Origin of the sequence: Pseudomonas sp. W2Aug9 (assembly GCF_023127755.1) — a bacterium.
GTDB lineage: Bacteria > Pseudomonadota > Gammaproteobacteria > Pseudomonadales > Pseudomonadaceae > Aquipseudomonas > Aquipseudomonas synxantha_A.
In genome coordinates, this window is sequence record NZ_SPKL01000036.1 from 210,705 (window position 1) to 236,002 (window position 25,298).

General features: G+C 59.8%; 21 protein-coding genes, 4 tRNA genes and 1 pseudogene. 17 read left to right on the forward strand and 9 right to left on the reverse strand.

What is annotated here, in order from left to right:
* Positions 1-181, reverse strand: a pseudogene (locus E3O56_RS24465) (energy transducer TonB); the annotation flags it as partial.
* 2 nt (positions 182-183) lie between these two features.
* Positions 184-591: a biopolymer transporter ExbD gene (locus tag E3O56_RS24470; RefSeq protein ID WP_005786670.1), complete on the reverse strand. Its 408-nt coding sequence runs from the start codon at positions 589-591 to the stop codon at positions 184-186.
* A 190-nt stretch (positions 592-781) separates the two neighbouring features.
* Between E3O56_RS24470 and E3O56_RS24475 the strand changes: the two genes are divergently transcribed.
* The gene (locus E3O56_RS24475; RefSeq protein ID WP_148852256.1) at positions 782-1,336 is read left to right on the forward strand and encodes a GNAT family protein; all 555 of its coding nucleotides are present in this window, start codon (positions 782-784) and stop codon (positions 1,334-1,336) included.
* On the forward strand, positions 1,333-2,907 hold the full coding sequence (locus E3O56_RS24480; protein ID WP_248129112.1) for an alkaline phosphatase D family protein: 1,575 nt from the start codon (positions 1,333-1,335) through the stop codon (positions 2,905-2,907). Before E3O56_RS24475 ends, E3O56_RS24480 begins: the two co-directional genes overlap by 4 nt.
* 65 nt (positions 2,908-2,972) lie before the next feature.
* Here the strand turns inward: E3O56_RS24480 and E3O56_RS24485 are convergent, their stop codons facing one another.
* Positions 2,973-3,653, reverse strand: a complete 681-nt coding sequence (locus E3O56_RS24485; RefSeq protein WP_248129113.1) for an alanyl-tRNA editing protein — start codon at positions 3,651-3,653, stop codon at positions 2,973-2,975.
* A gap of 89 nt (positions 3,654-3,742) precedes the next feature.
* Between E3O56_RS24485 and E3O56_RS24490 the strand changes: the two genes are divergently transcribed.
* Complete coding sequence (locus E3O56_RS24490) at positions 3,743-4,717, forward strand: LysR family transcriptional regulator (protein WP_050549327.1); 975 nt, start codon at positions 3,743-3,745, stop codon at positions 4,715-4,717.
* Positions 4,718-4,776: 59 nt separating this feature from the next.
* On the opposite strand, the gene E3O56_RS24495 is transcribed toward E3O56_RS24490, so the two are convergent.
* A complete protein-coding gene (locus E3O56_RS24495) occupies positions 4,777-5,184 on the reverse strand; it encodes a PA2817 family protein (RefSeq protein ID WP_003190109.1) in 408 nt (135 codons plus the stop codon).
* Positions 5,185-5,259: 75 nt separating this feature from the next.
* Entirely contained in the window at positions 5,260-7,707 is a 2,448-nt protein-coding gene (locus tag E3O56_RS24500; protein WP_248129114.1) for an acyl-CoA dehydrogenase, read from the reverse strand.
* A gap of 191 nt (positions 7,708-7,898) precedes the next feature.
* Here E3O56_RS24500 and E3O56_RS24505 point away from each other — a divergent pair, with 191 nt between their 5' ends.
* From E3O56_RS24505 to E3O56_RS24520, 4 genes are all read left to right on the forward strand, one after another.
* Complete coding sequence (locus E3O56_RS24505; protein WP_216090979.1) at positions 7,899-8,558, forward strand: transglutaminase family protein; 660 nt, start codon at positions 7,899-7,901, stop codon at positions 8,556-8,558.
* 56 nt (positions 8,559-8,614) lie between these two features.
* Positions 8,615-9,232 carry a glutathione S-transferase gene (locus E3O56_RS24510; RefSeq protein WP_248129115.1) on the forward strand — a complete coding sequence of 206 codons (618 nt, stop codon included), beginning with the start codon at positions 8,615-8,617 and terminating at the stop codon, positions 9,230-9,232.
* Between the two features lie 135 nt (positions 9,233-9,367).
* Positions 9,368-10,300 carry an ABC transporter ATP-binding protein gene (locus tag E3O56_RS24515; RefSeq protein ID WP_032877040.1) on the forward strand — a complete coding sequence of 311 codons (933 nt, stop codon included), beginning with the start codon at positions 9,368-9,370 and terminating at the stop codon, positions 10,298-10,300.
* Positions 10,297-11,076 (forward strand): ABC transporter permease, encoded by a 780-nt coding sequence (locus E3O56_RS24520; RefSeq protein ID WP_005786689.1) that lies wholly within the window; start codon positions 10,297-10,299, stop codon positions 11,074-11,076. The genes E3O56_RS24515 and E3O56_RS24520 overlap by 4 nt, the downstream gene beginning before the upstream one ends.
* Before the next feature lie 131 nt (positions 11,077-11,207).
* On the opposite strand, the gene E3O56_RS24525 is transcribed toward E3O56_RS24520, so the two are convergent.
* Complete coding sequence (locus E3O56_RS24525) at positions 11,208-11,747, reverse strand: TetR/AcrR family transcriptional regulator (protein ID WP_032877039.1); 540 nt, start codon at positions 11,745-11,747, stop codon at positions 11,208-11,210.
* A 90-nt stretch (positions 11,748-11,837) separates the two neighbouring features.
* Between E3O56_RS24525 and E3O56_RS24530 the strand changes: the two genes are divergently transcribed.
* The 3 genes from E3O56_RS24530 to E3O56_RS24540 all read left to right on the forward strand — a co-directional run bounded on the left by E3O56_RS24530 (position 11,838) and on the right by E3O56_RS24540 (position 16,219).
* Positions 11,838-13,025, forward strand: coding sequence for an MFS transporter (locus tag E3O56_RS24530; RefSeq protein ID WP_103735113.1), 1,188 nt, complete (start codon positions 11,838-11,840; stop codon positions 13,023-13,025).
* A 111-nt stretch (positions 13,026-13,136) separates the two neighbouring features.
* Complete coding sequence (locus E3O56_RS24535) at positions 13,137-14,285, forward strand: TDT family transporter (RefSeq protein WP_032877036.1); 1,149 nt, start codon at positions 13,137-13,139, stop codon at positions 14,283-14,285.
* Positions 14,286-14,344: 59 nt separating this feature from the next.
* Positions 14,345-16,219, forward strand: coding sequence for an MFS transporter (locus E3O56_RS24540; protein WP_248129116.1), 1,875 nt, complete (start codon positions 14,345-14,347; stop codon positions 16,217-16,219).
* Positions 16,220-16,325: 106 nt separating this feature from the next.
* On the opposite strand, the gene sugE is transcribed toward E3O56_RS24540, so the two are convergent.
* The 3 genes from sugE to rdgC all read right to left on the reverse strand — a co-directional run bounded on the left by sugE (position 16,326) and on the right by rdgC (position 18,799).
* Positions 16,326-16,640, reverse strand: a complete 315-nt coding sequence (sugE, locus tag E3O56_RS24545; RefSeq protein WP_010211634.1) for a quaternary ammonium compound efflux SMR transporter SugE — start codon at positions 16,638-16,640, stop codon at positions 16,326-16,328.
* A gap of 112 nt (positions 16,641-16,752) precedes the next feature.
* Complete coding sequence (locus E3O56_RS24550; RefSeq protein ID WP_248129117.1) at positions 16,753-17,712, reverse strand: bile acid:sodium symporter family protein; 960 nt, start codon at positions 17,710-17,712, stop codon at positions 16,753-16,755.
* A 166-nt stretch (positions 17,713-17,878) separates the two neighbouring features.
* Positions 17,879-18,799, reverse strand: coding sequence for a recombination-associated protein RdgC (rdgC, locus tag E3O56_RS24555; protein WP_003172886.1), 921 nt, complete (start codon positions 18,797-18,799; stop codon positions 17,879-17,881).
* A 159-nt stretch (positions 18,800-18,958) separates the two neighbouring features.
* Between rdgC and E3O56_RS24560 the strand changes: the two genes are divergently transcribed.
* The 7 genes from E3O56_RS24560 to E3O56_RS24590 all read left to right on the forward strand — a co-directional run.
* Positions 18,959-19,034 (forward strand) — tRNA-Val (locus tag E3O56_RS24560).
* A gap of 19 nt (positions 19,035-19,053) precedes the next feature.
* Positions 19,054-19,130 (forward strand) — tRNA-Asp (locus E3O56_RS24565).
* A gap of 176 nt (positions 19,131-19,306) precedes the next feature.
* Positions 19,307-19,382 (forward strand) — tRNA-Val (locus E3O56_RS24570).
* A gap of 19 nt (positions 19,383-19,401) precedes the next feature.
* Positions 19,402-19,478: transfer RNA gene (locus E3O56_RS24575), tRNA-Asp, on the forward strand.
* 306 nt (positions 19,479-19,784) lie between these two features.
* Complete coding sequence (locus tag E3O56_RS24580; protein WP_032877032.1) at positions 19,785-20,153, forward strand: hypothetical protein; 369 nt, start codon at positions 19,785-19,787, stop codon at positions 20,151-20,153.
* A gap of 30 nt (positions 20,154-20,183) precedes the next feature.
* A complete protein-coding gene (locus tag E3O56_RS24585; protein ID WP_032877031.1) occupies positions 20,184-21,293 on the forward strand; it encodes a MupA/Atu3671 family FMN-dependent luciferase-like monooxygenase in 1,110 nt (369 codons plus the stop codon).
* Positions 21,290-25,298 (forward strand): beta-ketoacyl synthase N-terminal-like domain-containing protein (locus tag E3O56_RS24590; protein ID WP_248129118.1); only part of this gene is annotated, 4,009 nt, incomplete at its 3' end. The genes E3O56_RS24585 and E3O56_RS24590, both read left to right, overlap by 4 nt.

Here is a 25,298-nt window from a genome sequence, read left to right on the forward strand (position 1 = left end):
CCACCACCGGTTCCGGTATGACTTCCGGTTCCGGCTCGACCAAGGCCAATTCGACCGCCGACTCGTCATACACCGGCTCGACCTTCAAGGTCTGGGACTGGATACCCAGTGCAATCAGCACCAGGGCGATCAGGGCCGGGACACTGCCCAGCAGCTGACGCGCACGAAACAGAACGTACATGATCAAGACTTACGCGTAGCAATGGACACGGAGGTGAAGCCACCCAGGCGCAGGGTGTCCATCACTTCCACCAGGCGCGAAACCTCTACGCCTTTGTCGCTGTTGACGATGATCGTCGACTTGGTGTCGGGCTTCTCGGCCGCCTTCAAGGCCGGCACCAGGGCATCCACCGTCAGGTCCTTGCCGTCCAGTTGCAACTGGCCTTCCAGGCCCAGGGTAAGGATGAATTTGTTTTGCGGTTTGAGCTGCTGCGAGCTGCTGGCGCTGGGCAATTGGGTCTTCATGCCGAGCGCGGGAATCACGTTCAGGCTCACCAGTACGAAAAACACCAGCAGGAACATCATCACGTCGATCATCGGGATCAGTTCGATGTGCGCCTTGCGTTTCTTGGGTTCGTCCCAGGTTCTCATTCCGTTACCCCGTTATTGAATTAGGGGCAACACGCTAGCAAGCAAAAATGACCGAATGGTTAACTTTAATTGACGGTTTGAAGGCTCTAGGACGGGTCTTTCAGAAAACTTACCGGTCAGTTTTGGCACGTAATGAAACTGACACTCGGGGCGTACATGCTTGAGAAATTTATCTTGAGAGCCAGCTTCCATGGACACAGCATTGCCTCAATTGACTACCCCGCGGCTGCTGTTGCGAGCACTGGAAATGCACCAGGCCCAGTTGCTTTTCACGCTCGCCAACGGCCCGAAAATTGCCGACAACACGGCGAATATTCCATCGCCCTACACTCTGGAAACCGCCGAGGATTTTATTGCAGGGATTGCCGATAAATACCGCACTGGTGAACTGCTGAACCTGGGGATGCATGTGCTGGGCACACACGAGTTGATTGGCATGGTCAGCCTGCGCATCAATGCTCGTCATCACTATGGGCACTTGGGGGGCTGGGTGGCGGCGCACTGCCGTAACCAGGGGTTCGCGGCAGAAGCGGCAAGCGCGGTGATGGACTTCGGCTTCGGCGAGCTGGGTTTGCAGCGCGTGGGCAGCCAGTGCTTTGGTCGCAACAAGGAATCGGCGCGGGTCATGGAAAAGATCGGCCTGCGCTATGAAGGCTGCATGCGCCAGGCGTTTCTAAAGAACGGCGTGTATGAGGACTTGCTCGGGTTTGCCGCCGTGCGTGACGACTGGGAGCGCTGTCTGTGAGCGGCGGGGTAGACCACGACCGGCGCCGGATACTTGGCGGGCTGGCGGTCGCTACCGCGTTTTCGATCCTCAGCCCGTTTGCGCGCAGTGCCGGGGTGGATTATCCGTTCACCCTCGGCGTGGCTTCCGGCGACCCGTTGCCGGATGGCTTTGTGATATGGACGCGCCTGGCGCCGTTGTTCAACGCCGCGGATGGCCGTGGCGGCCTGAGTCGCTCAGTGCCAGTGCGTTGGCGGGTGGCCAGCGATGCGGCGATGACGCGTATTGTGAGGCAGGGGGAGGTGCTGGCGACGCAGCGTTTCGCTCACGCAGTGCATGTCGAAGTGGCGGGGCTGGCGGCGGATCGGCCGTATTGGTACCAGTTTGAAGGGCTCGGTGCGCAGAGCCAGGTGGGCCAGTCCCGCACGATGCCGCCGCTGCAGGCCATGGCATCGGCCCGGCTGGGGTTTGTGTCGTGCTCGCACTGGGAGCGCGGTTACTTCAGTGCCTACCGACACCTTGCCGCGGAGCAGCCCGACCTGGTGTTTTTCCTCGGCGACTATATTTACGACAGCTCCTACGCGGCGGATTCTGGCAAGGTTTTTCGTGCCCACGGCAGTGGCAATGCGCAAAGCCTGAGCGACTATCGCAACCGCTACGCGTTGTACAAGACCGATCCGGACCTGCAAGCCCTGCACGCCGCCGCACCCAGCGTGGCGACCTGGGACGATCATGAAGTGCAGAATGACTATGCCAACCGCTGGTCCCAGGATCCCAAGGTTGCGGTGGCGCAGTTTCTCCAGCAACGGGCGGCGGCTTACCAGGCGTTTTACGAACACATGCCCTTGCGCGCCAGTAGCGTGCCCAAGGGCGCGGACATGCGTATTTATCGACGTCTGGACTACGGTCGGCTTGTACGTTTCCATGTGCTCGACGGGCGTCAGTATCGTTCCGAGCAACCGTGCATCGCAGCCAATGGCAGCCACCAGGGGCATGTTGTCACCACCCCTTGCAGCAACTTGCGCGACCCCGCCCGCACGTTGCTCGGCTGGCAACAAGAAGCCTGGCTGGACCAGGGTTTTGCCCAGTCGAAGGCGCAATGGAATGTGATCGCCCAGGATTTGCTGGTGGCGCCGCTGATCCAGCGCGATCTCACCAACCACAAGCCGGGGCGCTGGACCGATGGGTGGGATGGCTACATGGCTAACCGCTCACGGATGCTGGCGTCGATTGTGCGCAATCGCGTGAAGAACCCGGTGTTCTGGGGCGGGGACATTCATTCGTTCTGGGCCACTGACCTGCATGCTAACGCCGACAATCCGGACTCGGCGGTGGTTGCCACCGAGTTCGTTGGCTCGTCGGTGACCTCTGACGGCCCGCCCTATGACGCGTTCATGAAGATCATGCCGCTTAACCCCCATGTGAAGTTCTTCGACAGCCGCCAGCGCGGGTATGTGTCGGTGGAGTTGGCGGCCGACAGCATGTTGACGAATTTTCGGGCGATCAGTGACCCGCGTGACCCGGCGGCGACGGTGTCGACGTTGAAGTCGTTCGTGGTCGAGCCGGGCAGGGCAGGGGCGATTGCCGTCTAGCCTATTTCTCTGTGGCGCATCGGTCCACTGTGGGAGGGGGCTTGCTCCCGATAGCGGTGGATCAGTTACAGGTAAGCTGACTGACACCCCGCTATCGGGAGCAAGCCCCCTCCCACATTAGTTTCAATTTCATAGCGCACCGACAATGCGCCCTTTTTCTCCGATAGCGCCAGGATCGTCACCTGGCCCAGCTCGCTCAACGCTTGCACATGAGTGCCGCCACAGGCGTAAGCCGGCAATTCACCGAAGCCGACTTCGCGGGTGCCTTCATCCAGCGTCATATGCCGTGGATAGTCAGCGGCGATCCATTGGTTGACCCATTGCTGGAGCGTTTGCGCATCCATGTCTTGCGCGCTTTGGCCACGGATAAAGGTGATCTTGCCTTCGCCCGGCCAGTGGTGGGCCTTGATCGGCATCCAGCCCAGACGTTCGCCGGCGTTGCCGATCAAATGGCCCGCCGAATGCAAGCGGCTGTGCAAGGCTCGACGCTGTGCGTCGACTCGTGCAATGACCGGTCCAGGTTCCAGAGGCCGGTCGACGTAATGCACCACCTGTTCGGCTTCCTGCACGACCCGCAGTACCTGGCTATCGCCGAGCCAGCCGGTGTCGAACGGCTGGCCGCCGCCTTGGGGATGAAAAATCGTCGACTGCGCAATCACGGCGAATTGCTCTTCGTGCGGGGTGCAACTGAGCACTTCCAGCTCGGCTGTCAGGTGGTCATGGGTAAAAAACAGGCGCTCGGTCATGGTCTACATCCGCATCAGGGTTCTGTGGGCAGTATAAATAGTGCGCAGATGAGTGATAATCCGCTCAATTATCAATGGACCTGTGCGTCATGAGCATCAATCTTCCTTTGCCGTTGTTGGGTGAAATGGCGATTTTCGTCAAGGTCGTGGAAACCGGCAGCTTCTCCGAAGCGGCGCGGCAACTGAGCGTCTCCCCCTCGGCGGTGAGCCGCAGCATTTCACGCCTGGAGCAAGCCCTGGCCACGCGCTTGCTGCAACGCACAACGCGCAAATTGCGCCTGAGCGAGGGCGGTGAAGAGGTGTTCAAGCGTTGCCAGGAGATGGTCAGCGCGGCCCGCTCGGTGATGGAAATCAGCGGCCAGTTCACCGATGAAGCCGAGGGCCTGGTACGGGTCAGCGTGCCCAAGGCGGTGGGGCGGTTCGTGGTGCATCCGCATATGCCGGAATTTCTGCGGCGCTACCCCAAGGTGGATGTGCAATTGATCCTTGAAGATCGGCATGTGGACCTGATCGACGACAATGTCGACTTGAGCATTCGTATCACTGACAGTCCACCTCCCGGCCTGGTCGGGCGCCAGCTATTGCCCATCGAACACCTGCTGTGCGCGACGCCGCAGTACCTGGCCGAGCATGGCACCCCAAGCCATCCTCATGATTTGCTCGAGCACAGTTGCATTTACCTGGGGGAAACGCCCGGCGATTCACGTTGGAAATTTCGCCAGGCCGGCAAGGCGGTGACGGTTGGCGTACGCGGGCGTTATGCAGCGAACCACACTGGGGTGCGGTTGGATGCGGTATTGCAGCATGTGGGGATTGGCAGCTTGCCGTATTTCACGGCGCGGCATGCGTTGGCGGCGGGCCAGTTGGTGCAAGTGTTGCCAGCGTGGGACTTTATTGCGTCTTACCATGGCGAGGCGTGGTTGCTGCATTCGCCAACGCGGTACTTGCCGCCGAAGTTGCGGGTGTTTATCGATTATCTGGTGGAGTGCATGGCCAAGGAGCCAAAGCTAAATGTGGGAGGGGGCTTGCCCCCGATAGCGGTCTGTCAGTCACCTTTACATTGACTGACCCACTGCTATCGGGGGCAAGCCCCTCCCACATTTGAATCTCAGTGCTTGAAAAGTCAGTGCTTGCTCTGGTCCTGGGGCATGGCCAGCAGTTGCTTTTCCTGGTTCCAGTCGAACGGTTCGTCGTTCTGTTCGGCCTCATAGCGACGTTCTTCCAGGGCCTGGTACAGGTCCAGTTCTTCGTCGGGCATGAAGTGCAGGCAGTCGCCGCCAAAGAACCACAGCAGGTCGCGTGGCACCAAGTGGGCGATTTGCGGGTAGCGCAGGATGACCTGGCTCATCAGGTCCTGGCCCAGGTACTGGCTTTCGATCGGATCGATCGGCAACAGGGCGCGCAGTTCGTCGAAACGCTCCAGGAACAGCGAGTGGCTTTCCTCGGGTACCTGTTCGGCTTCGCCGACGGCAACCAGGATGCTGCGCAAGTGGTCGAGCAAGACGAGATGATCGGCAACGACGTTGGACACGAGATAAGTCCTCTAAAGCAAAAACGGGCGCGAGAGTATATGCCTCTCGCGCCCGTTTTTATATGACCGCCGGTATCAGCGGACTTTACCCTCAACCTGCATCAGCTCTTCCTTGCTGAAATCATCCACGTCAATCACCTTGCGCCGTGCCGCTTCGGCATCGCGCAGGGTTTGCGCTTCACCTGGTTGCAGCACGCCGGCATGCAAGGCGGCATCGATGGCAGACTCACCGGCAGTCGGTTTGACCTGCCCGCTTTTAAGCGCGGTATGCAGTTTTTTCTGCAACGGATGGCTGGCGCCGAGCAAATCGTAGGCATGTTGCAGAGCGCCTACTGGATCTTCCGCCGCTTGCGGTCGATAGCACCCGGCTAGCAGTTCTTCCAGGGTCGGGTCGCCCTTGGCACGACCGATTACCGCCGCCACTTCGGCATCCAGTGCATCGGAGGGCCCGGTATGCCGACGCCCGAACGGGAATACGATCACCCGCAGCAGGCAGCCGAGTATCTTGTTCGGGAAGTTGCTCAGCAGTTCATCCAGTGCGCGTTCCGATTCACCCAGGCTCTCTTCCATGGCCCAGGCAAACAGCGGCTCCAGATGGTCTGGCGAATCCAGGTCGTGATAACGCTTGAGCGCTGCGGACGCCAGGTACATATGGCTCAGTACATCACCCAGGCGGGCGGACAGGCGTTCGCGGCGCTTGAGCTCACCACCCAGCAGCATCATGCTCAGGTCGGCCAGCAGGGCAAATGCAGCCGCCTGGCGGTTCAGGGCGCGGAAGTAGCCCTGGCTCAAACGGTTGCCGGGGGCTTTTTCGAAATGGCCGAAGCCCAGGTTCAGCACCAGGGTGCTGGCGGCGTTGCTCACGGCAAAACCGATGTGTTGCATTAGCAGGCCGTCGAACTCTTTCAACGCCTGGTCATGGTCTTCGCGACCGGCCAGGGCCATCTCCTTGAGCACGAAAGGATGGCAGCGAATTGCACCCTGGCCGAAGATCATCAGGTTGCGCGAGAGAATATTCGCGCCTTCCACGGTGATGAAGATCGGCGCACCTTGCCAGCTGCGGCCCAGGTAGTTGTTAGGCCCCATGATGATGCCCTTGCCACCGTGCACATCCATGGCGTGGCTGATGCACTCGCGGCCACGCTCGGTGAGGTGATATTTGAGGATCGCCGACAACACCGAGGGCTTCTCCCCCAGGTCAACGGCATTGGCGGTGAGCATACGCGCGCTGTCCATCAGCCAGGCATTGCCGCCGATGCGCGCCAAGGCTTCCTGGATACCTTCGAAGGCTGACAGTGGCACATTGAACTGCTCGCGCACCTGCGCGTATTGCCCGGTCACCAGGCTGGTGAACTTGGCGGCGCCGGTGCCGACGGCAGGCAGGGAGATCGAGCGGCCTACCGACAGGCAGTTCATCAGCATCATCCAGCCTTTGCCGAGCATTTCCTGGCCACCGATCAGGTATTCCAGGGGAATGAACACGTCCTTGCCGGAGTTGGGGCCGTTCATGAAGGCAGCGCCGAGGGGCAGGTGACGACGGCCTATTTCTACGCCGGGCGTATCGGTTGGAATCAGCGCGAGGCTGATGCCCAGGTCTTCTTCTTCGCCCAGCAGGTGGTCTGGGTCATGAGCCTTGAACGCCAGGCCGAGCAAGGTCGCGACCGGGCCAAGGGTGATGTAGCGTTTTTCCCAGTTCAGACGCAGTCCGAGGGTTTCCTTGCCTTGCCATTCGCCTTTGCAGATCACCCCGGTGTCGGGCATGGCGCCTGCATCGGAACCGGCCAGCGGGCCGGTGAGGGCGAAGCACGGGATGTCGTCGCCACGCGCCAGGCGCGGAAGGTAGTGGTTGCGTTGTTCTTCGGTGCCGTAGTGCAGCAGCAACTCGGCCGGGCCCAGGGAATTGGGGACCATCACGGTGGACGCAAGGTCACCGCTGCGGGTCGCAAGCTTCATCGCAACCTGAGAGTGCGCATAGGCAGAGAAGCCCTTGCCGCCATACTCCTTGGGAATGATCAGGGCGAAGAATCCGTGGGTCTTGATGTGCTCCCAGGCCGCTGGCGGCAGGTCCATGGCTTGACCGATCTCCCAGTCGCTGACCATGGCGCAGAGTTCTTCGGTGGGGCCGTCGATGAACGCCTGTTCTTCTTCGGTCAATTGAACCTTGGGGTAGGCCAGCAATTTATCCCAGTCGGGGCGCCCGCTGAACAGTTCGCCGTCCCACCAGACGGTGCCGGCATCGATCGCATCGCGTTCGGTCTCGGACATCGGTGGCAGTACTTTCTGAAACCAGCTGAACAGCGGCTTGGTGAAGTATTGGCGGCGCAGGTCAGGCAGCAGCAACGGCGCGGCCACCACGGCGATGAGCACCCAGAAGATCAGCAGCAGCCAGCCCGGCGCGTGGCTCCAGGCGCCCATCGCCAGCAGGTAGACGGCGACCACGCCCAGGGCGGGCAGGGGGGCAGTTCGGCGGTGTGCCAGGTAGGCAATGCCGACCACCAGCACCAGTATCCACAACAACAGCATATGCAATCCTCCGTGAAACCAGGGGCGAAACCACCAGGGAGCTTAGTCCGCATCCGAACAAGCCGGGTGATCAGGGTGTTACAAGTTGTACTGGGGATACCCATCAGCAGGCGCCGACATTTGGCGTAATCGTCGTTATCTCTGTGGCAGGCCTGTCGTTAAACTCCAGGCTCACTTCGGAGATCAAGCTTATGAATGCGTACTTGAGTCCCAGCCGCTTCATCGATAGTGACCACCCTGCGGTGGTGGAGTTCGCCGAAAAACATCGCGGAACCCGCACGGATTTAAGTGACCAGGCAGTCAGTCTTTATTACGCCGTACGTGAGGCGATTCGCTACAACCCCTACACCTTCAGCCGCGACCCCAACACATTGAATGCCAGCTTCGCACTGGCTGCCGGCGAAAGCTATTGCGTGCCCAAGGCCACCTTGCTGGCCGCCTGCGCCCGTCACTGTGGCATCCCCGCGCGCATTGGCTTGGCAGACGTGCGCAACCACCTGTCCACACCGCGCCTGCTTGCCCTGCTCAAAAGTGACGTGTTCGCCATGCACGGTTATACCGAACTGTACCTGAACGGCCGCTGGGTCAAAGCGACTCCGGCGTTCAATCAGCAACTGTGCGACGTGTTTGATGTGCCGCCACTGGAATTCGATGGCTTGCATGACAGTGTCTTCCACGCGTTCAATCGCCAGGGCCGTCGCTCAATGGAATATGTGATGGATCACGGGCAATTTGTTGACGTCCCCGAGGCATTCTTTTTCGCGCATATCCGGCAGTGTTACCCGCACTTGTTTGCCGACAATGCACCGACCCTGCTGGGCGATCTGCAGGACGATTTAAGCCGTGGCTGATCCGGCGTATGCTGCTGCCTTCATCCAGCCAAGTTCATCCACAATAAGGCGCGGTCATGCTGAAAATCTGGGGTCGTAAAAATTCATCAAACGTCAGGAAAGCACTGTGGTGCGCCGAGGAACTCGGCCTGGACTATGAGGCAATTGATGCGGGCGGGGCTTTTGGTGTGGTCGACACCCCGCAATATCGGGCCCTGAACCCCAATGGCCGGGTGCCGATGATCGAAGATGGCGATTTTGTGCTGTGGGAATCCAACACCATCGTGCGCTACCTGTGCGCCAAACAGGCATCGGACTTCTACCCCAGCGACCTGCAAGCCCGGGCCAATGCCGAAAAGTGGATGGACTGGACCACCTCCACGCTCGCCGACCCGTTCAAGGCGGTGTTCTGGGGGATCGTGCGCACCCCGGCTGACAGGCAAAACTGGGACAGTATCAATGCCGGGCGCCAAGCCTGTATCGACGCGCTCAAAACCGTCGAACAGGCCCTTGCCGAGCAACCCTACCTGTCCGGTCAGGCGTTCGGCATGGGTGATATCCCTCTGGGTTGCTTCATCTATGCCTGGTTCGAGATGCCCATCGAGCGGCCGGCAATGCCCCATCTGGAGGCCTGGTACCAGCGCCTGCAACAGCGCCCGGCGTATCGCAAAGCGGTGATGACCGCGTTGACTTAATACACACTATTAATACGGGTGACTGTACTTGTGCGGCATGGGCAAGCACCATGCACGCATTGCATCGTCGGTTGAACTACCTGCGCTGCGCCCTCATCTATTCTTTCTATTCCCTTCTTTGGTGCGTATTCCGATATGAGTTCCGCTCTGTCCATCCGGCAGCTAACCAAAACCTACGGCAACGGTTTCCAGGCCCTGAGTGGTATCGATCTGGACGTCGCCGAAGGTGATTTCTTCGCCTTGCTCGGCCCCAACGGCGCCGGCAAATCCACCACCATCGGCATTCTCTCCACCCTGGTCAACAAGACCAGCGGCACGGTGAACATCTTCGGCCACGACCTGGACAAGTCCCCGGCGGCGCTCAAGCGCTCCATCGGTGTGGTGCCCCAGGAATTCAATTTCAACCAGTTCGAAAAGACCTTCGACATTGTTGTGACCCAGGCTGGCTATTATGGCATCCCGGCGAAAATCGCCAAGGAACGCGCCGAGCAGTACCTGACCCAACTGGGCCTGTGGGACAAGCGCGATGTGCCTTCGCGCTCGTTGTCCGGCGGCATGAAGCGGCGCCTGATGATCGCCCGTGCGCTGGTGCATGAGCCGCGCCTGCTGATCCTCGACGAACCCACTGCAGGCGTGGACATCGAACTGCGTCGCTCGATGTGGACCTTCCTCACCGAGCTGAACGAGAAAGGCATCACCATCATCCTCACCACCCATTACCTGGAAGAGGCTGAGCAGTTGTGCCGCAACATCGGCATCATCGACCACGGCACCATTGTCGAGAACACCAGCATGCGCAACCTGCTGGGCCAGTTGCATGTGGAAACCTTCCTGCTCGACCTGAAGAACAATCTGTCGGTGGCGCCGCACCTGCTGGGTTACCCAAGCCGCCTGGTAGATAGCCACACCCTGGAGGTGCAGGTGGACAAAGCCATGGGCATCACCGCGCTGTTCACCCAGCTGGCGACTCAGAACATCGAAGTGTTGAGCCTGCGTAACAAAACCAATCGCCTTGAGGAGTTGTTTGTGTCCCTGGTGGAGAAAAATCTGGCGAAGGTGGCGGTATGAGTTCCGAACTGCAACCTAACCTTGTCGCGCTGCAAACCATCGTTTATCGCGAAGTGAAACGTTTTACCCGGATCTGGCCGCAGACCCTGCTGCCGCCGGCGATCACCATGGTTCTGTACTTTGTGATCTTCGGTAACCTGATTGGCCGGCAGATTGGCGACATGGGTGGTTTCACCTACATGGAGTACATCGTGCCGGGCCTGATCATGATGTCGGTGATCACCAACTCCTACGGCAACGTGGTCTCCAGTTTCTTCGGCAGCAAGTTCCAGCGCTCCATCGAAGAACTCATGGTCTCGCCGGTGTCACCGCACACCATCCTGATCGGCTATACGCTGGGCGGTGTGCTGCGTGGCCTGATGGTCGGGGTGATCGTGACGCTGCTGTCACTGTTCTTTACCCACCTGCAAGTGCATCACCTTGGGGTCACCATTCTGGTGGTGGTGCTCACGGCGACGATTTTCTCGCTGCTGGGCTTTATCAACGCCGTGTTCGCGCGCAACTTCGATGATATTTCGATCATCCCGACGTTCGTGCTGACGCCGTTGACCTACCTGGGCGGGGTGTTTTATTCCATTACCTTGCTGCCGCCGTTCTGGCAGACCGTGTCGCTGGCCAACCCGGTGCTGCATATGGTCAACGCCTTCCGCTACGGCATTCTGGGCGTGTCGGATATCAAGATCAGCGTAGCGATCACCTTTATGATCGTGGCGACCGTGGTGCTGTATATCGGTTGTGCGCGGCTGCTGGTGAGTGGGCGCGGGATGCGTACATAAGTACTGAGCTTAATGCAGTAAAAATGTGGGAGGGAGCTTGCTCCCGATAGCGATCTTTCAGTCACTGCATGTGTGACTGAACCACTGCTATCGGGAGCAAGCCCCCTCCCACATTTGGTTTGTGTAGGTTTTTAGTTTTTCAGGGCCAGCTCTATCAGGGCATGCAGTTCTTCAACCGCCAAAGGCTGGGCCGAAAACAGAATACGAAACACCGTCGGCGCCGCGAGCAGGTTGATCAGCCGGTCCACGCTCGGTGGCGCTGATAGCGGATAGCGATCAACCATCACCTGCAACTGCCCGCTCAGGATGCTCACGCAATACCCCGGCGTCGGGCTGCTTTGCACGTCGCGCATCATATTGCGCCCAACGTCCGAACTCATCTCATCCAGATATTGCTCAGCCCAGGCTTGCAGGTCGCCGCGCAGGCTACCGGTGTTGGCCGGTTCGGTATCGGGGCGCATACGTGCCAGGGCGACGTCGGCGAGCAGTACTGACAGGTCGCCCCAGCGCCGGTAAATGGTCGACGGCGTGACGCCTGCGCACGCCGCAATCATTGGCACGGTGACACCGGAACGCTCATGGGTTTCCAGCAATTGGCGCACCGCCCTGTGGACGGATTCTTGTACCCGGGCACTACGGCCCCCCGGGCGGAGGCCTTCTTTGATTGCCATGGGTAAAACCTTAACACAAAGAATTTGCTTTAAGCGCCAGCGAGTAGCACACTCCACAAAAGCAAAATATTAGCTTTAGCGGAGTGTGCCATGATCAGCGTCAATTCCCAGCGGTCCAGCCTGACGTTCCTCGTGATCACAGTGTTGACCTTTCTCGCCGCCTCCAGCGCGCCGACGCCGTTGTACCAGGTGTATCAGGACAACCTGCATTTTTCGGCCGCGATGCTGACGGCTATCTTTGGCGTCTATGCCCTAAGCCTGTTGGCGGCGCTGCTGACGGTGGGTTCGCTTTCCGATTACCTGGGGCGCAAGCCGGTGATCTTTGCCGCGTTGCTGCTGAATATCGTAGCGATGCTGCTGTTTATCAACGCGGACAGTACGGCCTATCTGCTCGCTGCACGTGCATTACAGGGTTTTGCGACCGGTACTGCCACAGCGGTGCTGAGTGCGACGCTGCTCGATACTGACCGGGTGCGCGGCCCGATGCTCAACAGCCTTGCGCCGATGCTGGGCATGGCCAGTGGCGGGCTGGGTAGCGGTTTGCTGGTGGAGTACGCGCCACGGCCGACGCAATTGATCTATCTCACTCTGCTGGGTTTGATGGTGCTGCAGGCCGTGTATGTCTGGCGGTTGTCCGAGACGGTCAGTCGTATACCGGGGGCCTTGAAGTCCCTGGCGCCCACCCTGCATGTGCCACCGCAAGCGCGTCGGGCCTTGTGGTTGGCGATGCCGTTGAATGTGGCGGTATGGGCGCTGGGTGGGTTCTTTTCTTCTTTGGCGCCTTCGCTGGTGCGGGTCGCCACCGGGTCGACCTCGCATTTGATCGGCGGGGGGCTGGTCGCGGTGGTCACGTTAAGTGGCGCGGTCATGATCTACAGCCTGCGCAACCGTGCGGCTGACAAGGTCATGCGCCTGTCGGCGGCGCTGCTGGCCGTCGGCATGGGGCTGTTGCTGGTTGCCGTACAGACGGCCAGCCTGCGGTTGTTCTTTGTCGCCAGTGTGATCGCCGGCTTTGGTTTCGGCGGCGGCTTTATGGGCAGCGTGCGCAGTATCGTCGGGTTGGCGTTGCCCCATGAGCGCGCGGGGTTGATGTCGGCATTCTATGTACTGAGCTACCTGGCATTCTGCGTACCGGCGTTGGTGGCGGGCAATCTGAGCCGGGAGTTTGGCCTCGTCGTCACCACCGATGGCTACGCTGCGGTCCTTATTCTGTTGGCGTTGGGGGCTCTTGGCGGGCAGTTGTGGCAGGGCTCTGCCCGGGGCCGGGCAGCGGCGTAGATATGGCAAATATCTATAAAGTAGATAACAGTTAGAGATATTACCCGTTATATAGATATTCATTCAGGTTCTACCATGACCTCAACCTCATGCGAGGAAGAGGAACAAATCATGACCTGCTCGACCACCCACCGTTACAAACCTTTCAGCCACCTGACCCGTCCCCGGGAAGTGATTCGCCAGTTCACCCCGAACTGGTTTGCCGCCACCATGGGCACCGGGGTGCTGGCGCTGGCCCTGGCTCAGTTGCCGGTCACTTTGCCAGGCTTGCACGCTGTCGCTGAAGGCCTGTGGATGTTCACCATCGGCCTGTTCGTGTTGTTCAGCGTGTTGTATGCCGCCCGTTGGGTGATGTTTTTCCACGAGGCGCGGCGCATTTTCGGGCACTCCACGGTTTCGATGTTCTTCGGCACCATCCCCATGGGGCTGGCGACCATTCTCAACGGATTGCTGTTGTTCGGCCTGCCACGTTGGGGCAGTGATGTCATCCCGTTGGCCGAAGCCCTGTGGTGGCTGGACGTGGCCATGTCCCTGGCCTGCGGCGTACTCATCCCGTTCATGATGTTCACCCGCCAGGAGCACAGCATCGACCAGATGACCGCCGTCTGGCTGTTGCCCGTGGTGGCGGCAGAAGTGGCGGCGGCCAGCGGCGGCTTGCTCGCGCCGCACCTGGCCGATGCCCATGCGCAACTGGTGATGCTGGTGACCAGCTACGTACTATGGGCGTTTTCCCTGCCGGTGGCGTTCAGCATCCTGACCATCCTGATGCTGCGCATGGCCTTGCATAAATTGCCCCACGCCAATATGGCGGCGTCGAGCTGGTTGGCGCTGGGGCCGATTGGTACCGGTGCCTTGGGCATGTTGCTGTTGGGGGGTGATGCGCCAGCGATCTTCGCCGCCAATGGCCTGGAGAATGTCGGTGAAATGGCCCATGGCCTGGGCCTGATTGCAGGTATCACCCTATGGGGTTTTGGCCTGTGGTGGATGTTGATCGCCGTGCTGATCACCCTGCGTTACCTGCGCGCCGGGATCCCGTTCAACCTGGGCTGGTGGGGCTTCACCTTCCCGCTGGGGGTTTACGCCTTGGCCACGCTGAAACTGGCGAACGTGTTGCATTTGGGGTTCTTCAGCATCTTCGGCAGTGCGCTGGTGGTGGCGTTGGCGTTGATGTGGCTGATCGTGGCCAAGCGCACCGTGCAGGGGGCTTATAAAGGCGAGCTTTTTGTTTCGCCCTGCATTGCAGGACTAGCGAATAAGTAAGCAGGATTAGGTAAAGTCGTGGCCTGATAAATAAAGGCCACGCAGGAACACGGACGACGATGAGCCATCCTTCCCAATTCACCTTGCTGCGCACACGGCGTTTCTTGCCGTTTTTCATCACCCAGTTGCTGGGCGCGTTCAACGATAACATCTTCAAGCAATCGCTGATCCTGGCCATCCTTTACAAGCTCAGCATCGAGGGCGACCGCTCTATCTGGGTCAACCTGTGCGCCTTGTTGTTTATCTTGCCGTTCTTTTTGTTCTCGGCACTGGCCGGGCAGTTTGGCGAGAAATTCAACAAGGACGCGTTGATCCGTGCGATCAAGATCGGCGAGATCGTGATCATGGCCGTCGGCGCGGCGGGCTTCCTGACCAATCATCTTGAATTGATGCTGTTGGCGCTGTTTGCCATGGGCACCCACTCGGCGCTGTTCGGCCCGGTGAAGTACTCGATCATGCCTCAGGCATTGCACGACGACGAGCTGGTCGGCGGTAACGGCCTGGTGGAAATGGGCACGTTCCTGGCGATCCTGGCCGGCACCATTGGTGCCGGGATCATGATGTCTTCCACCCATTACGCGCCGGTGGTGGCGGTGGCGATTGTCGGCGTGGCGGTGCTGGGCTACCTTGCCAGCCGCAGCATCCCGCGCGCGGCGGCTTCGACGCCGCAACTGCGCCTGGACTGGAATATCTTCACCCAGTCCTGGGCGACGTTGCGCATGGGCCTGGGGCAGACGCCGGCGGTGTCGCGTTCCATTGTCGGCAACTCGTGGTTCTGGTTTGTCGGTGCGATCTATCTCACGCAAATCCCGGCGTACGCCAAGGAGTGGTTGTACGGCGACGAAACCGTGGTGACCCTGATCCTCACAGTTTTCTCCGTGGGCATCGCCCTGGGCTCGATGCTCTGCGAAAAGCTTTCCGGGCGTAAGGTGGAAATCGGCCTGGTGCCGTTCGGCTCGTTTGGCCTGACGGTGTTCGGCCTGCTCCTGTGGTGGCACTCCGGCGGCTTCCCGCAGAACGTCCAGGCCAACGATTGGCTCGCGGTGCTCAGCTACGGCCAGGCCTGGTGGGTGTTGTTCGATATCCTCGGCCTGGGCGTATTCGGTGGCTTCTATATTGTGCCGCTGTATGCGCTGATCCAATCGCGCACTGCCGAGAACGAACGGGCTCGGGTCATCGCGGCCAACAACATTCTCAACGCATTGTTCATGGTGGTCTCGGCCATCGTTTCGATCCTGCTGTTGAGCGTGGCCAAGCTGTCGATCCCCGAGTTGTTCCTGGTGGTGTCGCTGCTCAATATTGCGGTCAACACCTACATCTTCAGGATCGTCCCCGAATTCACCATGCGCTTCATGATCTGGCTGCTCAGCCATTCCATGTACCGCGTGGAGCATCGCAACCTGGAGGCTATTCCGGATGAAGGCGCGGCGTTGCTGGTGTGCAACCATGTGTCGTTTGTCGATGCGCTGTTGATCGGCGGCGCGGTGCGTCGGCCGATTCGCTTTGTCATGTACTACAAGATCTACCGTTTGCCGGTACTCAACTTTATCTTCCGCACCGCCGGGGCGATTCCGATTGCCGGGCGCCATGAAGATATGCAGATCTACGAACAGGCGTTCGCGCGGATTGCCCAGTATCTGAAGGAAGGTGAGTTGGTGTGCATCTTCCCGGAAGGCAAGCTGACAGCCGATGGCGAGATCAATGAATTTCGTGGTGGGGTGACGCGCATTCTGGAGGAGACACCGGTGCCGGTGATTCCGATGGCGTTGCAGGGGCTGTGGGGGAGTTTCTTCAGTCGCGATCCGCACAAGGGCTTCTTTCATCGGATCTGGTCGCGGGTGGTGTTGGTGGCTGGGGAGCCGATTGCTGTGGAGACGGCAACGCCTGTGCAGTTGCAGGCAGTAGTGGGTGGTTTGCGGGGGAGTGTCAGGTAGTTTTCGTTGTTTGTCAGGGCCTCATCGCAGGCAAGCCAGCTCCCACCTTTTGAATTGTGAATACAGTCAAATGTGGGAGCTGGCTTGCCTGCGATAGCGTAGTGGCTTAAGTGGAAATTTTGAGCCCAATCAGCCCGCAAATAATCAACGCCACACTCGCCAACCGAAACAACGCCATGGACTCCCCAAACAGGATAATCCCGGCAATCACAGTGCCCACGGCACCTACGCCTGTCCAGATGGCATAGGCGGTGCCCAGCGGCAGCTCTTTCATGGCCAGCCCCAGCAACCCAAGGCTGACGGCCATGGCGGCAATCGTCAGGGCGGTGGGCAGTGGCTTGCTGAAACCGTCGGTGTATTTCAGGCCGACGGCCCAGCCAACTTCAAACAACCCGGCAAAAAACAGAATGATCCAGGACATGATGACCTCGCTTCTACAAAGTGGGGTCGTCCCCTGGTAAGCGCTTGATAGCGTCGCGAGGTCGTCCTCGCGAAGCTTGGTAGAGTGCCGAAAATGGATCAGGCGATCAAGTTTACGGAGCGGTTTCCAATGCGCGGCGGTCTTCTTTCTCGCTCATGCGGCGGAAATAAGTCGACAGCAATGCGCCGGAAATATTGTGCCAGACACTGAACAACGCACTGGGAACCGCCGCCAGCGGCGAAAAGTGCGCACTGGCCAGCGCGGCACCCAGCCCGGAGTTCTGCATACCGACTTCCAACGCCAACGACTTGCGTTGCGCCAGCGGCAACTTGAACAAGCGCCCGGTGAAGTAGCCCAGCAGGTAACCGAAGCTGTTGTGCAGCATCACCACCGCCATGATCAGCAGGCCCGATTCGGCGATCTTCGCCTGGCTTGCGGCAACCACGGCCGCGACGATGATCACAATACTGACCACCGACACCAGCGGCAGCACGTCCACCGCATGACGAACCCGCTCGCCCAGCACCCGTTGCGCCACCACGCCGAACACAATCGGCAGCAGCACCACTTGCAGGATCGACCAGAACAGCTCCATGAACGATACCGGCAGCCAGGCCGAGGCCAGTAGCCAGATCAACGCAGGTGTGAGCAGTGGGGCGAGGAGGGTGGTGACGGCGGCAATCGCCACCGACAACGCCAGGTCGCCGCGGGCCAGCCAGGTCATCACGTTGGACGAGGTGCCGCTTGGGCAGCAGCCGACCAGGATCACGCCGACGGCAATTTCCGGCGGCAGGTGAAAGACCTGGCACAACAACCATGCCACGCCCGGCATGATCACAAAATGCGCGACCACGCCCAAGGCCACGCGCCATGGATGGCGAGCGACTTCGGCGAAGTCTTCAAGTTTCAAGGTCAGCCCCATGCCGAACATCACCAGGCCCAGCAGCGGGACGATGGCGCTTTTCAGGCCGATGAACCAGCTGGGTTCGAGGAAGGCGAGCACGGCAAATATCAACACCCAGTAGGCGAAGGTATTGCCGACGAAGCGGCTCAAGGCAGCGAGTGCACGCATGGGGATGTCCTTGTTATTAGAGTGTTGAATAGGGCGACGCGATCAAATGTGGGAGCTGGCTTGCCTGCGATAGCGGTGTATCAGTCGGCACTACTCTGGCTGACACTCCGTTATCGCAGGCAAGCCAGCTCCCACACTGACCGTGCCCACATTGGATCGGTGTTGTTTAGATGCCCTGTGGGGTTTCTTCCCCGCCCAGCGCTTCCACCAACGCCGGCAGGAACTCACCGAAGGTCAGCATCATCAAGGTAAAGCTGGCATCCAGTTGGCCCAGGGCTTCGTCGCCGCCGTCCTGTTCCGCCTGGTCTTGCAGCAGGTCTTCGAATTTCAGGCGTTTGACGGTCATCTTGTCATCGAGCATGAAGGACAGCTTGTCCTGCCACGCCAGGGACAGTTGGGTCACGACCTTGCCGGTGGTCAGGTGCAGTTGGATCTCTTCGCCGGTCAGGTCCTGGCGCTTGCAGCGCACGATGCCGCCGTCTTCATGGGTGTCGCGCAGTTCGCATTCGTCGAGGACGAAGAAGTCATCGGCCGGTTTCTGGGTAGTGACCCAGTCGGTCATGATTGCGGTCGGTGCGGTTTTTACCGTCAGCGGACGGACGGGCAGGGTGCCGATCACTTCACGCAAGGTCGACAGCAGATCTTCAGCACGCTTGGGACTGGCCGAGTTGACCAGGATCAGGCCCTGTTTCGGCGCGATCGCAGCAAAGGTCGACGAGCGACGAATAAAGGCACGCGGCAGGAAGGCCTGGATGATTTCATCCTTGATCTGGTCGCGCTCCTTCTTATAGACCTTGCGCATTTGCTCGGCTTCGATCTCTTCGACTTTCTCTTTCAGTGCGTCACGCACCACGCTACCTGGCAGGATGCGTTCTTCCTTGCGCGCGGCGATCAGCAAAAAATCTCCGCTGACGTGAACCAGGGGAGCGTCTTCACCTTTACCGAAGGGTGCAACGAAACCGTAAGTGGTCAACTCCTGGCTTGCACACGGGCGCGCCAGCTTGGTGGCCATGGCCGCTTCCAACGCCTCGGCATCAACAGGCAGATCTTGGGTCAGGCGATAGATAAGCAGGTTCTTGAACCACATGGGGTGAGTCTCTCCTCTATACAAAGGGGGGCATTATTCTCTTGATCACGCCGTAGGCCAACCCTGCCTAAGCCATTGGAAGGGCTGAAAAAAAAGATTTAAGAAAGTGCTTGCCAGACATGGGGTCGCTACGTAGAATGCGCGCCACACCGAAACGAAGGGTGATTAGCTCAGCTGGGAGAGCATCTGCCTTACAAGCAGAGGGTCGGCGGTTCGATCCCGTCATCACCCACCATTCGCTTCAAGTGTTACGCGCAGCGGTAGTTCAGTCGGTTAGAATACCGGCCTGTCACGCCGGGGGTCGCGGGTTCGAGTCCCGTCCGCTGCGCCATATTCGGTCACCTGGAACGCTGAACGCCAGGTCACCACAGAAAGCCCGCTTAATCGCGGGCTTTTCTTTGTCCGGAATATGGCAAAAAATCGTACGCGGAACTTTTTTTAAATAAATTGCATTTAAATCAAGACATTACGATTTTTTGGTGTATGATGCGCCCACACCGAAACGAAGGGTGATTAGCTCAGCTGGGAGAGCATCTGCCTTACAAGCAGAGGGTCGGCGGTTCGATCCCGTCATCACCCACCATTCGCTTCAAGTGTTACGCGCAGCGGTAGTTCAGTCGGTTAGAATACCGGCCTGTCACGCCGGGGGTCGCGGGTTCGAGTCCCGTCCGCTGCGCCATATTTTGCTTCCAGGCCCACTGAACACCTGGAAACTACGAACAAAGCGGCCATTGGCCGCTTTTTTTGTGCCCGGATTTTTTCTCGCCGTTCCTCTCCAACCATAGCGTTCGCTCGCCCATCCTAGCGTCCTCATCGTCTTATTTGGGTCGCCAATCCTGCGCTGTCAATCGTCACGCCTCCAGGGTTCGTGCGCAGCCTTTATCCCTATTGAAGAACCTTGTCAATCCTAAGTGCTGATAGGAGTGCCAGTTCGTCTTGCTGCGGTAAGGTCTCGTGGACATTGGTTCTAACGGAACGGCCGAAGATGAATCGCACCTGCATGGCCATGCCTTATTTCGAAATCCCCGAACGTCACCTTGAAGCGTTCAAGGCGTATTGCGCCGTGTTTATCGAAAAGACCTCTAAAGAGCCCGGATGCCTGTACTACGGTTTCAGCTTCAATGGCACCCAAGGCCATTGCCGGGAGGTCTACAGCGATGCCCAAGGGCTTTTGAACCACTTGGTCAATATCGCTGAGCTGAATTCCGAGGCGTTTCACCTGGCTTCAATTGTTCGCTATGAAGTGCATGGGCCCCGAGAGGAGCTGGACAAGTTACGTGGCCCCCTGGCGTTTATGAAGCCGCAGTTCTTCGAACTGGAACAGTGTTTCAGCCGACCGTCTGTGGTGGCGTGAACCCGATGTATCTACAAGAGGCCTCAAGACATGTCAGTTGAACAATTACTCGGCCTGGGTGTGACGAACGCTGCGCGTGCGCCGCGTCAGCCTGCCTTCAGCCTGTTGTTTTTTTCCGATGTGCGCGAAGACATCAGCGCCAGCGAGAAATATGAGTTCGCTCGGTCGTTGACGTTGTTTGGCGATGCGCAGGGTTTTGAGGCCGTGTATTTTCCTGAGCGTCATTTCCACGAGTTTGGCGCGATTTACCCCGATTCCGCAGTAATGGCGGCGTCACTCATCCCCCAAACCCGACACATTCGTTTTCGCACCGCAGGCATCAGTTTGCCCCTGCATCACCCGGCGCGCGTGGTCGAAAGTTGGTCGATGAACGATGTACTCTCTGGCGGAAGGGTAGACCTTGGGTTCGGCTCAGGTTGGAGCCGGCCTGATTTTCTCTTGGCGCCGCACGCCTACGAGGACCGGCGCGAGGTGATGTGGCAACGCATTGAGCAGGTACGTCGCTTATGGGCGGGTGAGCGCCTTTCATTCCCGGGGCCTGGTGGCGATCCAGTGTCGGTCGTCACCTTTCCCCGACCCCTACAGACCAGCCTGAATGTCTGGATCCTGGTAGCGCAGAATACAGAGTCGTTCATTGCCGCTGGCAAGGCGGGTTTCAACGTCTTCACGATGTTGTACGGCATTGACCTGCCGGACCTGGCCGAAAAAATTGGGCTTTATCGCCAAGCGCGCCGCGATGCGGGATTCGACCCGGCTTCCGGGCGCGTCACCCTTATGCTGCATACCCTGGTCGGGCCCGATAGCGCCTGGGTTCGCCGAGCCGTCGAAGCACCGTTCAAAGACTATATCCGCAGCTCACTGGTAGCCCACATGAAAGCACGGGCGACGCCTGACGGTCGTCCCCTGGATGCCACAGAGCAGGAAAACGTCCTGCAATACGCATTTGAGCGGTATTACGAAACCGGCGCGTTGTTCGGTACGGTCGATGAGGTTCGGTATCGAGTCGGCCAAGTGCTTGAGACCGGCGTCGATGAGATTGCCTGCCTGATGGATTTCGGCGTGGACTACGCCGTGGTGCATCAGTCCTTGCCCTACCTTGAACAACTCGTAGCCTCGTTCCAGGAGCGGTCAGCACAGTGAATATCGAACGCAAGAAAGCTCGCCTCGCCGCCGCCATCAATGCCTCGCTCAAGGCCCAGCCTGCCCCGTCCTTTCCTGAACCGGTGGCGATCATCGGGTTGTCCGCCAACGTCGCGCAGTCGGCTAGCGTACGTCAGTTCTGGCAGGCGCTGGATGATGATCGTTCGTTGATCGAGGAGATCCCGGCGACGCGCTTTGACTTCACGTCCTGGTACGCCGGATCGAATATTGAAGAAGGGAAAATGCGCACCCGTTGGGGCGGGTTTATACCCGCCATCGATCAATTCGATCCGGTCTTTTTTGGCATGTTGCCGGCGGAGGCGCGCAAGATGGATCCGCAACAACGCTTGTTGCTGATGTCGGTGCGCCAGACGTTTGAAGACGCCGGTTATCGCCACACTGACTGGAAAGGCTCGGCCACCGGTGTATTTATCGCCGCCGAGCGTAACGAATACCACCTCAACCTACTCCAGGCCCAGATTGATCCCGGCGAAGGGCTGGACCAGGCGGCCAGTATGCTCGCTAACCGGGTGTCACATTTCTATGACCTGCGTGGGCCAAGCGAACGAATCGATGCGATGTGTGCCGGCGGTGCCGTCGCGCTTCATCACGCGGTCACCGCGCTGCGCAGTGGCCAGATCAATGCTGCGATCGTCGGTGCCTGCAACTTGCTGCTGCGCCCGGACGTGTTCGTGACGTTGTCGCAAAGCGGGCAAATGAGCCCCGAACCGACCGTGAGATCCTTCGGCGCCGGCGCTGACGGCTACCTGCGCGGCGAAGGCGTGTGCAGCCTGTTGCTCAAGCCGTTGTCGAAGGCTGAGGCCGACGGCGATCATATTTATGGGCTGATCCGCAATACGGCGGTCAATTACAACGGCGGCGACGCGGCGTCAATCGCTGCGCCCAGTGTGTCCGCACATTCAAGCCTGGTACAGGATTGCTACCGACGGGCGGGGATCGATCCACGCCACGTCAGCTACATCGAAGCCCAGGGCATGGGCAACCCCGTGGCAGATATCGCTGAGTGGGATGCCCTTAATCATGGCTTGCTGGCCTTGGGACGGGAGCAAGGCGTGCAGTTGCAGGAAGGCCAGTGCGCTATCAGCACGCTCAAGCCGATGAGCGGACATATGCATGCCGCTTCAGCCATTGGCGCGCTATTCAAGATCATCCGCAGCTTGCAGACCGAAAAGATTCATAAAATCCTCGACTTTGAGCAGCCCAATCTCCACCTGCATACCGCCGGACAGCCTTGCAGGCTCGCTACCCATACCGTTGATTGGCCACGCCAGGCTACCCCGCGCCTGGCGGGTTTGCATTCCTATGGCGCAGGCGGAAACAACGCACACATTCTAGTCGAAGAATACGTGCACCAAGCGCCCGGTCGTGTGGTGCCGAGTCAGGCCCCATTGCTGTTCCCCCTTAGCGCGCCGACCCCGGCGCTGCTGGCGCTGCTCGCGGCACAAATGCACCAGGCCTTGATCGATGAGCCGACGCTGTGCCTGGAAAGTGTCAGCGACACGCTCAAATTCGGGCGCGAGAAATTTGCCGCCGCCGTGGTCATCGTGGCCATGGAGCGCCCAGGCTTGCTCGATGTGCTAGCCCAGTTACACACGGGCGATCTTACGGGCGCAGTTGTCTTCGCCAAGGACGTCGCAGCGCCTACGGACGCGGCGCTTGACCCTTGGGCCGAGCTCTGGCTGGCGGGTGAGCGCCCGATGGCGAAGGCCACCCGCGCACCACGGGTGCCCCTGCCGACGACCCCCTTTGATACCCAGTCGTTCTGGTATGACGCGCCTGCACCCATGGCGGCGTATCCGGCTCCTGGTACATCGCGTACAGGGCGCCGAGCCTGGAGCCCGGACGCCGCCGAGCAAGCGGTACGTGAAGCATTGGCCCAAGCGCTGGAACAGCCTGCGGCATCACTGGATCTGGACGCGCAGTTCAGTGAGTTGGGTTTTGATTCGATGATGGTGCGTCAACTCTGCCGGCATATGCGCGACCAGGACATCGTGGTCGAGCCAGCGGTACTGTTCGAGCACGCTACGCCGGCGCGACTGGTGGCCTGGCTGGCTTGCGCGCCTGCGCAGCGCATTGCCGCCCCTTACCACCTGCCCAGTCCGGGCGCGCGTGGGCAGATCGCGATAATCGGCATGGCCGGGGTATATCCCAAGTCAGCGGATTTGTCGGCGTTCTGGGATTGCCTGGCAAACGCAGGGGACTGCATCGAAACCGTGCCCGAGCAACGCTGGAGCCTTGACGAGCATTTTAACGCGGACCGCCAGCGTGCGATCCAAGAGGGTAAAAGCTACGGTAAATGGGGTGGTTTCATCGAAGGCCTGGATGACTTCGACCCAATGTTCTTTAACTTTTCCCTGGCCGAAGCTACCTACATGCACCCCAAGGAACGTCAATTCATCCAGTGCGCATGGCATGCCCTGGAAGATGCCGGGTATACGCCTGCGTCTCTGGAGCAGGAGAAGGTCGGCGTATTCGTGGGAGTGTCCAAGGCCGGGCACGATAACTATAAAGATTCGTTTTTTTCGATCGCCAACCGCGTGTCTTATCGCTTCGGGTTTACCGGGCCTAGCCTGCCCGTGGATACCGCCTGTTCTTCTTCGCTGACCGCGGTGCATGAGGCCTGCCTGCACTTGCAGGCAGGCGAGTGCACCGTGGCGGTTGTCGGTGGCGTCAATGCCTACACCCACCCTTCCACCTTTGCCGAGTTCGCACGACTGGGCGTGTTATCCGCCGATGGCAAGTCGCGAGCGTTCGGTGCGGGGGCCAATGGGTTTGTTCCCGGCGAAGGAGTGGGGGCGCTGTTGCTAAAGCCGCTGGAACGCGCGCTGGCGGACGGTGATATGGTTCACGGCGTCATCGCCGCCAGTGCGGTCAACCATGGCGGCAAAGCCAATGGCTACACGGTGCCCAACCCCGAAGCCCAGCGCGCCATGATTCGCCTGGCATTGGACCGGGCCGGCGTCAGTGCTGACCAGGTTACCTATGTGGAGGCCCACGGCACCGGTACGGCGCTGGGCGATCCCATCGAATTTCGCGGCCTGGTCGAGGCGTTTCGCCAGGACACCGAGCGCACCGGCTTCTGTCGCCTGGGGTCGGTCAAGAGCAACATCGGCCATCTTGAAGCTGCGGCTGGTATTGCCGGCCTGAGCAAGGTCCTCCTGCAGATGCGCCACGGGCAAATCGCGCCGTCGCTGCATTCGCAGCAGATGAACCCGGATATCGACGCCAGCCTCTCGCCTTTTCGCGTGCCTCAGGCGCTGGAACCGTGGGACGTCGACGGCGAGGGCGCGCAAGAGCGCATTGCATGCCTGTCATCCTTCGGTGCCGGCGGTGCCAATGCCCACGTGATCCTGCGCCAGGCCCCTGTGCGTGCCGAACCCGCCGAAGATGTGCGGGCCGACTACCTGATTGTCCTTTCGGCACGCCATGAGGCTGCACTTGTACGACAAGTGGACACCTTGTTAGTGTTTCTGGAACGCAATCCGTCGCTGCCCTTGCGTGACATTGCCTACACGCTGCAGGTGGGCCGCCAGGCCATGAATGCGCGATTGAGTTGCATCGCCACGTCGACTGCCGACCTCATGGATGCATTGCGTCGCTATTGTGCCGGTGAGGCCCACCCGGGCGTGCAGTCCACGACGCTCAAGGACGCCGACCGCCTGAGTTTGTTCGGTCAAGATGAATCAGCGCTGACGTTGCTTGATCAGTGGTATGCCGAGAGCAAATGGGCGCAATTAGCCCAGTTATGGAGAGCGGGGGAGGTGATCGACTGGGCGCGCCTGGTGGCGCCGGGTACTGCCCGTCGTATCAGTTTGCCGGGCTATTCGTTCGACCGTGAACCCATCCCCAGGGCACCGCAACTGGTGCCGCTTGGCAGCGTGGCCCGGCCCCCGGCGCAGCCTGGCAGGGCGCTCGTACCACCTACCACCGCCGCGACATTATTGGTGCGCCCGCGCTGGCAGCCGGTGCAGGCCTCACCGGCGG